This is a genomic window from Microbacterium sp. MMO-10, from assembly GCF_037148715.1.
In the GTDB taxonomy this organism is placed as follows: Bacteria; Actinomycetota; Actinomycetes; order Actinomycetales; family Microbacteriaceae; genus Microbacterium.
The window spans coordinates 301,756-314,592 of the sequence record NZ_JBBCSV010000004.1 but is presented as its reverse complement, the minus strand read 5'-3'; the positions used below and the strand labels follow the sequence as shown (position 1 = coordinate 314,592).

12 protein-coding genes are annotated in these 12,837 nt (G+C 71.2%); 6 read left to right on the top strand and 6 right to left on the bottom strand.

Translation table 11 applies throughout. From position 1 onward, the window contains the following. Positions 1–159: 159 nt before the first annotated feature. The 3 genes from WFJ17_RS14160 to WFJ17_RS14150 all read right to left on the bottom strand — a co-directional run bounded on the left by WFJ17_RS14160 (position 160) and on the right by WFJ17_RS14150 (position 3,074). Positions 160–999, bottom strand: coding sequence for a M23 family metallopeptidase (locus tag WFJ17_RS14160; protein WP_292884243.1), 840 nt, complete (start codon positions 997–999; stop codon positions 160–162). Between the two features lie 274 nt (positions 1,000–1,273). After that, positions 1,274–2,080 (bottom strand): M23 family metallopeptidase, encoded by an 807-nt coding sequence (locus WFJ17_RS14155; RefSeq protein ID WP_336648752.1) that lies wholly within the window; start codon positions 2,078–2,080, stop codon positions 1,274–1,276. Positions 2,081–2,381: 301 nt separating this feature from the next. Beyond that, a complete protein-coding gene (locus tag WFJ17_RS14150) occupies positions 2,382–3,074 on the bottom strand; it encodes a metal-dependent transcriptional regulator (protein WP_251446253.1) in 693 nt (230 codons plus the stop codon). Between the two features lie 209 nt (positions 3,075–3,283). Here WFJ17_RS14150 and serC point away from each other — a divergent pair, with 209 nt between their 5' ends. Continuing rightward, positions 3,284–4,396 carry a phosphoserine transaminase gene (gene serC / locus WFJ17_RS14145; protein ID WP_336648751.1) on the top strand — a complete coding sequence of 371 codons (1,113 nt, stop codon included), beginning with the start codon at positions 3,284–3,286 and terminating at the stop codon, positions 4,394–4,396. Positions 4,397–4,541: 145 nt separating this feature from the next. On the opposite strand, the gene WFJ17_RS14140 is transcribed toward serC, so the two are convergent. Both WFJ17_RS14140 and WFJ17_RS14135 read right to left on the bottom strand, forming a co-directional pair. After that, entirely contained in the window at positions 4,542–5,264 is a 723-nt protein-coding gene (locus WFJ17_RS14140; RefSeq protein ID WP_336648750.1) for a DUF3027 domain-containing protein, read from the bottom strand. Continuing rightward, positions 5,257–5,637 (bottom strand): cold-shock protein, encoded by a 381-nt coding sequence (locus WFJ17_RS14135; RefSeq protein ID WP_251446244.1) that lies wholly within the window; start codon positions 5,635–5,637, stop codon positions 5,257–5,259. Before WFJ17_RS14135 ends, WFJ17_RS14140 begins: the two co-directional genes overlap by 8 nt. Positions 5,638–5,751: 114 nt before the next feature. On the opposite strand from WFJ17_RS14135, the gene WFJ17_RS14130 reads away from it, so the two are divergent. The 3 genes from WFJ17_RS14130 to WFJ17_RS14120 all read left to right on the top strand — a co-directional run bounded on the left by WFJ17_RS14130 (position 5,752) and on the right by WFJ17_RS14120 (position 9,536). Then, entirely contained in the window at positions 5,752–6,027 is a 276-nt protein-coding gene (locus WFJ17_RS14130) for a multidrug ABC transporter ATPase (protein ID WP_251446241.1), read from the top strand. 21 nt (positions 6,028–6,048) lie between these two features. Continuing rightward, positions 6,049–7,815: a helicase-associated domain-containing protein gene (locus WFJ17_RS14125; protein ID WP_336648749.1), complete on the top strand. Its 1,767-nt coding sequence runs from the start codon at positions 6,049–6,051 to the stop codon at positions 7,813–7,815. 77 nt (positions 7,816–7,892) lie between these two features. Continuing rightward, positions 7,893–9,536: a DNA repair helicase XPB gene (locus WFJ17_RS14120; RefSeq protein ID WP_251446235.1), complete on the top strand. Its 1,644-nt coding sequence runs from the start codon at positions 7,893–7,895 to the stop codon at positions 9,534–9,536. Positions 9,537–9,732: 196 nt separating this feature from the next. Here the strand turns inward: WFJ17_RS14120 and WFJ17_RS14115 are convergent, their stop codons facing one another. Then, positions 9,733–10,326, bottom strand: coding sequence for an NADPH-dependent FMN reductase (locus tag WFJ17_RS14115; RefSeq protein ID WP_251446232.1), 594 nt, complete (start codon positions 10,324–10,326; stop codon positions 9,733–9,735). An 87-nt stretch (positions 10,327–10,413) separates the two neighbouring features. Here WFJ17_RS14115 and WFJ17_RS14110 point away from each other — a divergent pair, with 87 nt between their 5' ends. Both WFJ17_RS14110 and WFJ17_RS14105 read left to right on the top strand, forming a co-directional pair. Then, positions 10,414–11,106, top strand: a complete 693-nt coding sequence (locus tag WFJ17_RS14110) for a response regulator transcription factor (RefSeq protein WP_251446229.1) — start codon at positions 10,414–10,416, stop codon at positions 11,104–11,106. Positions 11,107–11,109: 3 nt separating this feature from the next. After that, entirely contained in the window at positions 11,110–12,810 is a 1,701-nt protein-coding gene (locus WFJ17_RS14105) for a sensor histidine kinase (protein ID WP_251446226.1), read from the top strand. Positions 12,811–12,837 lie beyond the last annotated feature (27 nt).

The window sequence follows — 12,837 nt, the reverse complement described above, 5'->3', positions numbered from 1 at the left end:
TGTTCCTCCGCCCTTGCGACGACGGACTCAGGCTAACCCATGGGCCGACGACGAGGCGGGGAACATCCGGTGAACGCCGCCCGTGTCGGCTCGCCGACCGCGCGGCTCCGGGCACGCCGAGAGGACGCGAGGAGAACCCGTGCCGGTCGTTCGCCGGGCTCAGAGCACGTTGGCCTGGAGCCAGGCGAGCGGGTCGATCTCGGTGTTGTTGATCAGCACCTCGAAATGCAGACAGGATCCGGAGACCCAGCCGGTGTTGCCGACCTCGCCGAGGTACTGCCCCGCGGTGACGCACTGCCCGACGGAGACCGCACGGTAGCTCATGTGGCCGTACAGCGTGGAGAGCGCACCCGAGCCGCTGAGGGCCGGGTGGGAGATCTGGACCGTGTCGCCGTACCCGCCGTAGTCGCTCTGCGAGATCTGCACGCAGCCGTCCGAGATCGCGTAGATGGGGGTGCCGATCGGCGCGGCGAAGTCCTGTCCCATGTGGCTGCGGCCGGTCCGGGCGGCACCGAAGCCGTCGCTCAGCGTGTAGCTGCCGGCCGCCATCGGGTAGATCACCTGTCCGGGCAGGGCGATGGACGGCATGCTCGTGCGGACCGAAGCAGTGGTCGGCGACGAGAGGGACGCGAGGGCGGCGGCCTTGGCGGCCTCGAGGGCGCGTGCGGCCTCTTCGTCGGCCTTCTTCTTCGCGATCTCGTCGGGCGTGGTGGCGGTGAACTGCTCGCGCGTGCTCGGCGCCTGCGTCGCCTCGGAGGCGACGACGATGGACTGCGCGTTGTGCGCGGCAAGCTGCTGCGCGGTGGCCGGGGATGCTCCGGCCGACGCGGGCGCCCCGGTGACCAGGGCGGGAAGCGCGATCGCCGTCACGAGCGCCCCCACGGCGGCGAGGATCGCCACCGTGCGCAGCGGTCGCACCACGGATCGCCCGACCGACCTCTCCCGCGTCCTCACGCGTGCCGTCTCGGACGTCGAGGTCTGCTCGAGTTCTCCAGCCACAGGGCTTCCTCCAGGCCTCGGCGCGAGCGCCGGTCCGTCCGAATTCGCATGCACGACGACCTGCGCCGTGCTCGGGTGACCGTGACGGTGACGAACCGGGAGGCTACCGCCACGGTGATCGACGGCGGGCTTCTCGCCGACGACCTCCCTGACGTTACCCGATCGTGATGATGCTGTCACCCCTCGATTCCCAGGAACATCTCCGGGCATGCCCCCGAGCACACGGGATCAGCGGTCGGCAGGCGACGGGATCCGCAGTCGGCGGGCGACGGGATCAGCCGGCGTTGGCGGCCAGCCAGGGCTCGGGGTCGATCACGGAGCCGCCGATGCGCACCTCGAAGTGCAGGTGGGATCCGTAGGAGTTGCCGGTGTTCCCGACCAGGCCGATGAGCTGTCCCGCCGAGACCTGCTCTCCGGCCTGCACCATCCGGCTCCCGTAGACCATGTGCCCGTAACGGGTCTCCACCATGGTGCCGTTGATGTTGCTCATGATCATGATCGAGACGCCGTACCCGCCGATGCTCTCGGCCGAGGCGGTCACGGTGCCGTCGGCCGCGGCGTAGATCGGGGTGCCCTCGGGCGCGATCATGTCCCAGCCCTCATGGCCGCGACCGGATCCGGGCCCCTCGCCGGGCGTGAAGCTCGTCACCGGGTAGCGGACGGCCCCCGAGCCCGGCGCCACCAGGGCGAGACCGGCGATGGAGGGGCGCGAGGCCGACGCCACGGTCGCCGCGGCGGCCGCGGCGCGGGCGGCCGCGGCCTCCTCCGCCTTGCGCTTCTCGATCTCGTCGGGAGTCGTCGCGGTGAACTGCTCGCGTGCGCTCGGCGCCTGCGTCGCCTCGGAGGCGACCACGATGGACTGCGCGTTGTCGGCCGCCAGCTGCTCCGTGGTCACGGGGGCGGCCGTGGCCGGCCCGCTGGCGGAGGCGAAGGCGGGGAGCGCGATGGCGGCGACGAGCGCGCCGACGGCACCCAGGATGGCGACGGTGCGAACGGGACGCACCAGCCCGGCGGCTCGGGAGCCTGCCGGCGAGCGGTCGGGCGTCGCGGCGGTCTTCGTCTCGATCGTGGTCTCAGGCAAAGTCTGTCCTCCGGCCTCGACGCGCTGCCGCGTCGGTCCGTCGTCGTGCGTTCGGTCCGCACAGGGCGCGGACACACGTCTGTCCGCGGCGGCGACGGACCGAGGAGGCGAGCGCCGTGGACTCCGTCGGCGGGTAGGACGACGGCCCTTTCGACGCTACCGGAAAGTCACGAACGCGTCACACCGACCTAGGGATCCGCTGAACGTTGATTTCCCGCGGATTCCGGGCCCGGCACTCAGGTGATGCCCAGGCTGCGACGGACGCCGGCCCCCGCGCGGAGCACTCCGGCGACGACGACGCTCAGGCGACGAGGAAGATGTGCGACGCCAGCTCGACGGGCAGCTCGAGCCCCTCGTCCTTGCCGTCGACCTCGATGAGCACGTAGCCCTCGTTGAAGCGGAACCGGCCGCGCGCCCCCGGGACGACTCCCGCGTCGCGCAGCTGCTCCAGCAACTCCGGATCCACCTGCGCCGGCTCCGCGAGTCGGCGCACGGTGCCCTCGGTCGGGGTGCCCGCGGTGTTCATGTGCTCGACGAGACCGATCACGCCCTCGTCGAAGGTGCGCGCCGGGGTGCCTCCGAGCTGGTCCAGCCCCGGGATCGGGTTGCCGTACGGCGACTCCGTGGGGTGCCCGAGGAGCTCGACCAGGCGCCGCTCCACCTGCTCGCTCATCACGTGCTCCCAGCGGCAGGCCTCCTCATGGACGTAGGCCCAGTCCAGCCCGATCACGTCGGAGAGCAGGCGCTCGGCGAGACGGTGCTTGCGCATCACGTCGACGGCCTTCCGGCGGCCGGCGTCGGTCAGCTCGAGGCGGCGATCCTCCGAGACGACGACCAGGCCGTCGCGCTCCATGCGGCCGACCGTCTGCGACACCGTGGGGCCGGAGTGCCCGAGGCGCTCGGAGATCCGGGCGCGCAGCGGCACGATGTTCTCCTCCTCGAGTTCGAGGATGGTGCGGAGGTACATCTCCGTGGTGTCGATCAGATCGGCCATGGATCCCCCTGGTGGTCGTGCCGCCTCTGCAGGCGCTGGCTGTTAGGCAAGCCTACCTTCTGCGGATGTGCACCGGCTCTGCACGGGCCCGGCGCGCACGACGGGGGTCGTGTGCCCGGCCGCGCAGGATCCTCGTTCCCCCGCGCACGGACCGTCGCGCGGCGTCACACGGTCGGGGGCGCCCCCGCGCCGACACCTAGAATCTGTGCATGGCGATCGAGATTCCCCGCGAACTTCTGCCCGTCGACGGCCGCTTCGGCTGCGGTCCGTCCAAGATCCGCCCGGAGCAGGTGAGCGCCCTCGCGGCCGTGGGATCGAGCCTGCTGGGCACGTCGCACCGGCAGGCGCCCGTCAAGGGTCTCGTGCGCAGCGTGCGCGAGGGCCTGGCGTCGCTGTTCCGCCTGCCCGAGGGCTACGAGATCATCGTCGGCAACGGCGGATCCACCGCCTTCTGGGACGCCGCCGCGTTCGGCCTCATCGAGAACCGCAGCCAGAACCTCGTCTCGGGCGAGTTCGGCGGCAAGTTCGCCAAGGCCGCGAAGACCCCGTGGCTGCAGGCGCCCGACGTCCGCAACGCCGAGCCCGGATCCCGCGCCGAGGCGGAGGTCGTCGAGGGCGTGGACGTCTACGCCTGGCCGCACAACGAGACGTCCACGGGCGTCGCCTCCCCGATCCGCCGCGTCGCCGCAGAGGGGGCGCTCACCGTGATCGACGCGACGAGCGCCGCGGGCGGCATCGACTTCGACGTCACGGAGACCGACGTCTACTACTTCGCCCCGCAGAAGAACCTCGGCTCCGACGGCGGCCTCTGGTTCGCCGCGGTGTCCCCCGCGGCGATCGAGCGGATCGAGCGGATCGCGGCCTCCGACCGGTACATCCCGGAGTTCCTCAGCCTGAAGAACGCCCTCGACAACTCGCGCCTCGATCAGACGCTGAACACTCCGGCACTGACCACGCTGCACCTCCTCGACTCCCAGCTGCAGTGGATCAACGGCAACGGCGGACTCTCCTGGGCCGCCTGCCGCACGAACGAGTCGTCCCAGGAGCTCTACCGCTGGGCCGAGGCGTCCTCGGTCGCGACCCCCTTCGTGGCTGACCCGGCCGACCGCTCCCCGGTCGTCGCCACGATCGACTTCGACGATTCCGTCGACGCCTCCGCGATCGCCAAGACCCTGCGCGCGAACGGCGTCGTCGACACCGAGCCGTACCGCAAGCTCGGCCGCAACCAGCTGCGCATCGCGACCTTCGTCTCGATCGAGCCGGACGACGTGCGTCAGCTCATCCGCTCGATCGACTACGTGCTGGAGCACCGGGACGCCTGAGCCCCGGACGGAGCACCGCGTTTCGTCTCACTCCGGCTTCGCCGGTGCTCGCTCAACGACCCCGACCTGCAGCACTGCCGACCGGGGTCGTTGAGCGAGGACGCCGCAGGCGACCGAGACGAAACGCGGCCACGAGGGAGGAGACTCACTCCTCCTCGGCGTCGTCCTCTTCGTCGTCTTCAGAGTCGTCGTCCTCTTCGGAGTCGTCCTCTTCGTCGACGTCGTCGTCCTCGGAGTCGTCGGCATCCGCCGCGGACTCGTCGAGCTGGTCGATGTCCACGCCGTCGAGATCGCCCGCGTGCAGGCGGGGCGCGTCGTCGTCTTCATCGAGGTCGTCGTCCAGGTCGTCCTGATCGAGGTCGTCGACGTCGGACTCCCCCTCGAGATCCTCGTCGGCAAGCTCCCCGGATCCTTCGGCGGCATCGTGCTGCGCCGAGGCGGCGAGCTCGGCCTGGTGCGCGCGGTAGTCGGCGAGACGCTCGGCCCACGGCACCCACTCCGGTGCGAGGAGCGCGCCGTCGCCCGGCAGCAGCTCGGCCTCGAGCACGGTCGGCTCCTCGTCGCCGACCTGCGCGACCGAAACGGTCCAGTACCAGCCCGGGTAGCCCCCCAGGCGGTTCTCGAAGCGCAGCGAGATCACGCCGTCGACCTCGGGCAGATACCCCGCGGCCGGGCCGACGGATGCGGCCGGAGTGATCTCATGCAGGGCGGCGAGCGCCAGATCCCGTGCCCCGAGCAGGCGCTCGTTCACGGGCAGCACGGCGACGGGCTCATCGGCCGAGAACTGCTTCTCGACCGCGGGGGCGACGGCGTCCACGACGGGCGCGTCCGTCGCGGACACCGCCTGCTCGGCGTCGCTCTCAGGCATCGAAGTCCTCGGCCACGTTGCGCAGCACCGCCGCGATCTTGCGCCCGTGGCTGGAAGAGGGGTAGCGGCCACGGCGAAGATCGCCGCCGATGCCGTCGAGCAGCTTCACGAGATCCTCGACGATCACGGCCATGTCGTCCGCCGGCTTGCGCTTCGTCTTGGCGAGGCTGACCGGGGCTTCGAGCACGCGGACCGACAGCGCCTGCAGGCCGCGCTTGCCGTCGGCGACGCCGAACTCGACGCGGGTGCCGGCCTTGACCGCGGACCCGGCGGGGAGGGACGTGGCGTGCAGGAAGACGTCCTGGCCGTCATCCGTGGTGATGAAGCCGAACCCCTTCTCGTCGTCGTAGAACCTGACCTTGCCGGTGGGCATGGGAGAAACCTCGCTGCATCGTTCGGGACGAAAGGATCCGGGGATCCGATCGGGTGGAGTGCGGAAGCCCGCACCCACCAGCCTACCGGTCGCGGGGCGGGTAGGCTGGGACGGATGAGCACACGGCCGCCAGCCCCCGAACCGGAGATCCGCCCGATCGACCGGTACCTCACCTTCGGCGCGCTGACGCTCGCGGCCCTCTCGGTCGTCTGCTTCTTCGCGATCATCATCGGCACCGCGGTCGGCATGAAGCAGGCCGACTTCGCGCACGGCGCCTGGCCGGTCGTCGGCGTCTTCCCGTTCTGGGGTCTGCCGATCGCCTTTGTCATGATCATCGCGCTGCTCATCATGAGCTCCGTGCGGAGAGGCCGCGCAGCCCGGCGTTCCTGACGCCCTGCGAGCTGTTCTCCCATGAGCACCCACGCGCGCCTTCTCGCCGAGGCGCTGTCCGCGCGCACGGACGCACAGCTCGCGGCACTGTTCCGTCATCGGGACGTGCGTCCCGATGCGTCCTGGAACGACTTCTTCGACGCGGCAGAGGCGCTGCTGGATCCGTCCTCCGTCGCGAAGGCCCTTCCCCGGCTGACCCAGGCCGAGGCGGTCGGCCTCTCGGCCGCTGCGGCGGGAGCCGACCCCGGAGGCACAGCGGACGCGCTGCGCGCCCTCGCCCTGCTCCCGCCCTCGGACGGCGGTCTGCCGCCGTCGATCGCCGCCGCCGTGGCGGGGCGCGGACTCGCAGAGCCCCACCCGACGGGCCCCGCCCCGGAACCGGACGAGGCCGCCGTCGCCCGTGCGGCCGAGCGGGCCTTCACCACGGTCGCGACGCTCGCCGATGCGCTGCTGCTGGCCGAGGAGAGCCCCCTCGCGCTGCTCGCCGGCGGGACGGTCGGGCTGTCCGAGAAGCGCCGTCTCATCGAACGCGGGATGCCCGACGACCCGGCGCTCTTCGACGATGTGCTGGCGCTCGGCGCCGAGGCGGGTTTGCTGCTCGCCGTCGAGCGCACGCTGCGACTGTCGGATGAGGGCGCCGCCTGGCTTCGGCTGGCGGGTCCGGAGCGCTGGGCGCGGCTGGTCGCCGGCTTCCGCGCGGCGCTGCCCTCCGCGCTGCGGACGCACGAGGGCGGCTGGACGCCGATGCTCTCCTGGGCGGACGAGCACCCGTGGGATCCGGCCTGGCCGGACCGCGCCGACGCGCTGATCCGCCAGGCGCGCCTGCTCGGGCTCCTCGCCGACGGCCCGGACGGCGCCACGAGCGCGTCGGGCGCCGAGACCCCCTGGGCTCGGGCTCCCCGGCTCGGCGCGGATCCGGATCCGCACCCGCTGAGCGCCTTTGTGCCGGCCGAGGTGGACCGGATCTTCCTGCAGAACGACCTGACCGCGATCGCCCCGGGGCCGCTCCTCCCCGCGCTCGACCTGCGCCTGCGCACGATGGCGGCGCGGGAGTCCGCGAGCCAGGCGTCCTCCTACCGGTTCACGGCGGACACCCTGAGCGCGGCGCTCTCCTCCGGGGAGACCGAGGAGGGCGTGCTGGCCTTCCTCGAGGGCATCTCGCTGACGGGCGTGCCACAGCCGCTGCGCTACCTGCTCGCGCAGAGCGCCAGCAGGCACGGACAGGTGCGGGTCGGAACGGATCCGGAGACCGGCCGCACGCAGGTGCGCAGCGCCGATGAGCATCTGCTGCAGGCGATCGGCGTGGACCAGGCGCTGCGGCCGCTCGGGCTCGTGCCGGAGACGACCGTGCGGGGCGACGCCGTGCTGGCGACGCGCGTGAACCGCGACACGGTGTTCTGGGCGCTCACGGATGAGCACTACCCCGCCGCGCTCGTCGACGCCGACGGCGCCGTCGAGCGGCCCGTGCGCACCACGGCGGCGAGCGCGCCGGCGGCCCGCGATGACACGGAGGTGTACGCGGCGCTCATCGCCCGCCTGCGGGCGGCCCGCGAGGAGGACGCCGACGCGGCCTGGCTCGAGCGCGAGCTGGAGCACGCGGCGAAGCAGCGCGCCGTCCTCGCCGTGGAGGTCGCGATGCCCGACGGCACCGCGCGCGAGCTCGTGCTCGAGGTCACCGGCTTCGGCGGCGGCCGTCTGCGCGGACGCGACCGGGCGAGCGATGTCGAGCGCACCCTGCCGATCCGCTCGATCCTCTCCACCCGCGCGATCGAGGATCCGGCTTCCTGAACCGCACCCCGGGGGCGCCGAGCGAGCCGCACCCCGGGGAGGACCGATGGCTCCCCGGACCGGTAGACTGGGCCGCTATGTCTGATGGCCCGCTGATCGTCCAGAGCGACCGCACCGTGCTGCTCGAAGTCGCGCACGCCGACGCCGAGAGCGCCCGCCATGAGCTCGCGATCTTCGCCGAGCTGGAGCGCGCGCCCGAGCACATCCACACCTACCGGATCACCCGGCTGGGCCTGTGGAACGCCCGTGCGGCCGGCCACACCGCCGACGACATGCTGGACACCCTCGACCGCTGGTCCCGGTTCCCGGTGCCGCCGTCGGTGTCGGTCGACATCCGCGAGACCGTGAACCGCTACGGCCGTCTCGTCATCGAGCGCGACGACGAGGGCGTGCTGATCCTCCGCTCCACGGATCCGGCGGTGCTCACCCAGGTCGCCGGGAACAAGCGGATCCAGCCGCTGCTCATCGGCCATCCCTCGGCCGACACCTACGTCGTGGACGCGTGGGCGCGCGGGCAGATCAAGCAGGAGCTGCTGAAGATCGGCTGGCCCGCCGAAGACCTCGCCGGCTACACGCCGGGAACGCCGCACGAGATCACCCTGGCCGAGGACGGCTGGACGATGCGTCCGTACCAGCAGGACGCCGTCGACGCGTTCGCGAAGGACGGATCCGGCGTCGTCGTTCTCCCCTGCGGCGCCGGCAAGACGATCGTCGGCGCCGGCGCGATGGCCGCGACCAAGACGACCACGCTGATCCTCGTCACGAACGCCGTCTCCGCGCGGCAGTGGCGCGACGAGCTCATCAAGCGCACCAGCCTCACCCCCGAGGAGATCGGCGAGTACTCGGGGCAGGTGAAGGAGGTCAAGCCCGTCACGATCGCGACCTACCAGATCCTCACCGCGAAGCGGAAGGGCCAGTACGCGCACCTGTCGCTGCTGGACGAGATGGACTGGGGCCTCGTGGTCTACGACGAGGTGCACCTGCTGCCCGCCCCCGTGTTCAAGCTGACCGCCGACCTCCAGGCGCGCCGCCGGATCGGCCTGACCGCCACGCTCGTGCGCGAGGACGGCCGCGAGGGCGACGTGTTCAGCCTCATCGGTCCCAAGCGCTTCGACGCGCCGTGGAAGCAGATCGAGGCACAGGGCTTCATCTCCCCCGCCGCCTGCTACGAGGTGCGGGTCGACCTGCCGCCGGACGACCGGCTCGAGTACGCCGCCGCGACCGACGACGAGCGCTACCGCCTCGCCGCCTCGGCGCCCGCGAAGATCACCGCCGTGCGGGAGCTCATCGCGAAGCACCCCGGCGAGCGCATCCTCGTGATCGGGCAGTACCTCGATCAGCTCGAGGAGCTGTCCGAGGCGCTGAACGCCCCGTCGATCACGGGGGCGACGCCGGTCGACGAGCGCGAGCAGCTGTACCGTCAGTTCCGCGAGGGCGAGATCGAACTGCTCGTGGTGTCGAAGGTCGCGAACTTCTCGATCGACCTGCCCGAGGCGTCGGTCGCGATCCAGGTGTCCGGATCCTTCGGCTCCCGGCAGGAGGAGGCGCAGCGGCTCGGGCGCCTGCTGCGCCCGAAGCAGTCCGGCCACACGGCGAGCTTCTACACGCTCATCGCCCGCGACACGGTCGACCAGGACTACGCGCAGAACCGCCAGCGCTTCCTCGCCGAGCAGGGCTACAGCTACACGATCATGGACGCGCACGAGCTCGAGGCCGCCTGACCCCGAGGCGACGTGCGGCCTCAGTCGCGGGGCTCCTCCCCCGGTCTCAGGCCGCACCGCCAGCACGGCGCGGAGAGGTCGTCGATCAGCGCCCCGCATTCCGGGCACACCCGGGACAGCCAGCAGGCGGCTTCGCCTCCCCGCTCATCGTCAGTCATATCCGGATGCTCCGTCGCGATGACCGCGAGACCGACGCTCAGGTCTGCGGGATGACCGTCAGCACCCGCGCCGTGAACTCGGCGAACGCCGTCATGAACTGACGCAGGAACTCCGCGGTCCCCGGCGTCGTGACCCGTCCGTCGTCGTCGATGAGGCCGGGCGAGTAGTGGATGTAGGCCTCGGGTGCGGTCATCTGACGGGCGTTGAGGAAGCCCAGGGTTCCGCGCAGCGACTGCTGCCCCACCGCGGTGCCGATCGCCCCCATCGAGGCGCCGACGACGCCCGTCGGCTTGTGCGCCCACACGTTCTGCCCCCAGGGCCGGCTGCCCCAGTCGATCGCGTTCTTCAGCGGTCCGGGCAGCGACCGGTTGTACTCGGGCGTGACGAACAGCAGCGCATCCGCGCTCGCGACCTGGGCCTTGAAGTCGAGTGCGACCTGCGGATAGTCGACGTCGAAGTCGCGGTTGTACAACGGAAGGTCGGCATAGGAGATGTCGAAGAACTCGAACCCCTCGGGCGCGAGAAGGGTCAGCGCGTGCGCGAGACGGCGGTTGATGGACTCCTTGGAGAGGCTGCCGACGATGACGCCCACCCGGTAGGGGCCCTCGTGCTCGATGATGTCGATCTTCATGGCTTCACTCTGCACCCGGAGCCGGTGCTTCGCCAGGGAAAAGGTCGCAATCAGCGCGAACACGGATCCGGTCACCATAATGGGGGCATGACTGAAGCGCGCATCCTGGTCGTCGACGACGAACCCAACATCCGCGATGTCCTCTCCACGGGCCTGAGCTTCGCCGGTTTCTCGGTGAAGACGGTGGCCAACGGCGCGGCCACCATCTCGGCCGTGCTCGAGGAGGAGCCAGACCTCATCATCCTCGACGTGATGCTGCCCGACATGAACGGGTTCAGCGTGACCAAGCGCCTGCGCGGCGCCGGCTTCACGGCGCCGATCCTCTTCCTCACGGCGAAGGACGACACCGAGGACAAGATCGAGGGACTCAACGCGGGCGGCGACGACTACGTCACCAAGCCCTTCGCCCTCGACGAGATCGTCGCCCGCGCACAGGCGATCCTCCGCCGCACCATGCAGGCCGACGAGGAGTCGATCATCCGCGCCGGCGAGCTGTCGATGGACCAGGACACGCACGACGTGTTCGTCGGATCCAGCCCGATCGAGCTCAGCCCGACGGAGTTCAAGCTGCTGCGCTACCTCATGCTCAACCCCAACCGCGTGTTGTCGAAAGCGCAGATCCTCGACCACGTCTGGGAGTACGACTTCAACGGCGACGCGGGCATCGTGGAGAGCTACATCTCCTACCTGCGCCGCAAGATCGACCCGCACACCGAAGAGCCCGTGATCCAGACCAAGCGCGGGTTCGGCTACATGCTCAAGGTGGGGAAGACCGCGTAGCGGATGGGCGAGACCGACGCGATCACGCGATGGTGGCGCCGGATCAGCCTTCGCGCGAAGGTGACCGGCGTCACCGTCGGCGTGCTCGCCCTCGGGCTGGTGGTGACCGGGATCGGGACCATGCCGATCCTGCGCAACCTCCTCATCGACAACGTCGAATCCCAGCTCCCCGCGCTCGTGACGAGCGACCTGGCGACGATCACGCCGAGCACGGACGGCACGGGCTTCAGCGCCGCACTGAAGGACGAACGCCTCGGACTGTCCGAGTACTTCGTGGCCGTCTACGACGCCCAGGGCGCCCTCGTGTTCTCCGGCGGCGGGGCGCCGAAGGCCTCGAAGCCCGAGTTCCCCCCGACCTACACGCTCGCCCAGGCCACGCTCGACGCCGGCCGCACCGACCCGATCGTGCTGCGCGGCACAGACGGATCCGAGTTCCGCGCCGCGGTCGCCGTGCGCGAGGATCCCACCTCCAACATCACCTTCATCCAGGTCGTCGCGCTGTCGCTGGACGAGCCCGATCGCATCATCGCGACGTTCTTCGGGGTGTTCACGACGGTCGCGCTGGTCACGATCATCATCGCCGCCCTCGCCACGCGCGGCCTGGTCACGCTGACCTTCCGCCGGCTCGGTCGCGTCGAGTCCACGGCGATGGCGATCGCCGCCGGTGACTTCAGCCAGCGCCTCACCGACCTCGAGCCGACCACGGAGGTCGGCCGTCTCAACGGCGCCATCAACACGATGCTCGACCGCCTGGACGCGTCGATCGCGCAGCGGGACCGCTCCGTGCAGCAGATGCGCCGCTTCGTCGGCGATGCCAGCCATGAGCTGCGCACCCCGCTGGTCAGCGTGCGGGGCTATGCGGAGCTGTACCGGATGGGGGCGATCAAGGGCGACGAGGACACCGCGCGGGCGATGGACCGGATCGAGAAGGAGGCGCTGCGGATGGGCGTGCTCGTCGAGGATCTGCTCGCCCTCGCGCGTCTGGACGAGCAGCGGGAGCTCACGATCGAGCCGCTCGATCTGCGCCCGCTCGCGCAGGACGCCGCCCTCGACCTGCGGGCGGCGGCGCCCGACCGCACCGTGACCGTGGTGGACATGACCGCGGAGAAGCCGGAACCGGAGCCGTCGGCCACCGCGATCACCCGCCCCGCTCCCCCGACGCGCACCGTGAGCACCCGCGGCCGCATCCCCGCCATCCTGCGCCGCCGACCGCGCGAGGGCGGCACGGTGCCGGAGATCGACTTCTCCGAGGCGATCGTCGCGCCCGTCTCCACTCCGCCGATCGTGCTCGGCGAGGAGAACAAGGTGCGCCAGGTGATCGCCAACCTGCTGGGCAACGCCCGCCGCTTCTCCCCCGGCGACTCCCCGATCGAGGTCGTGGTCGGGGCGGACCGTCGTCGCGGTGTGGGCTGGTTCTCGATCGTCGACCACGGCGAGGGCGTACCGGAGCAGATCCGGGACCAGATCTTCCAGCGGTTCTGGCGGGCCGACTCGTCCCGCACGCGCGACACCGGCGGAGCCGGGCTCGGGCTCGCCATCGTGGCCTCGATCGTGCGCGCCCTGAACGGCTCGGTGCAGGTCACGGAGACCGAGGGCGGAGGCGCGACGTTCACGGTCTCGCTGCCGCTCGCACCGTCGCGCGCGACCCCCGAGCATCTGCTGCAGGACACTCAGCCCATCGAGCCGCTCGACCTGTCGCACTGATCGGATGCGGACCCGACCGGTCCGCAC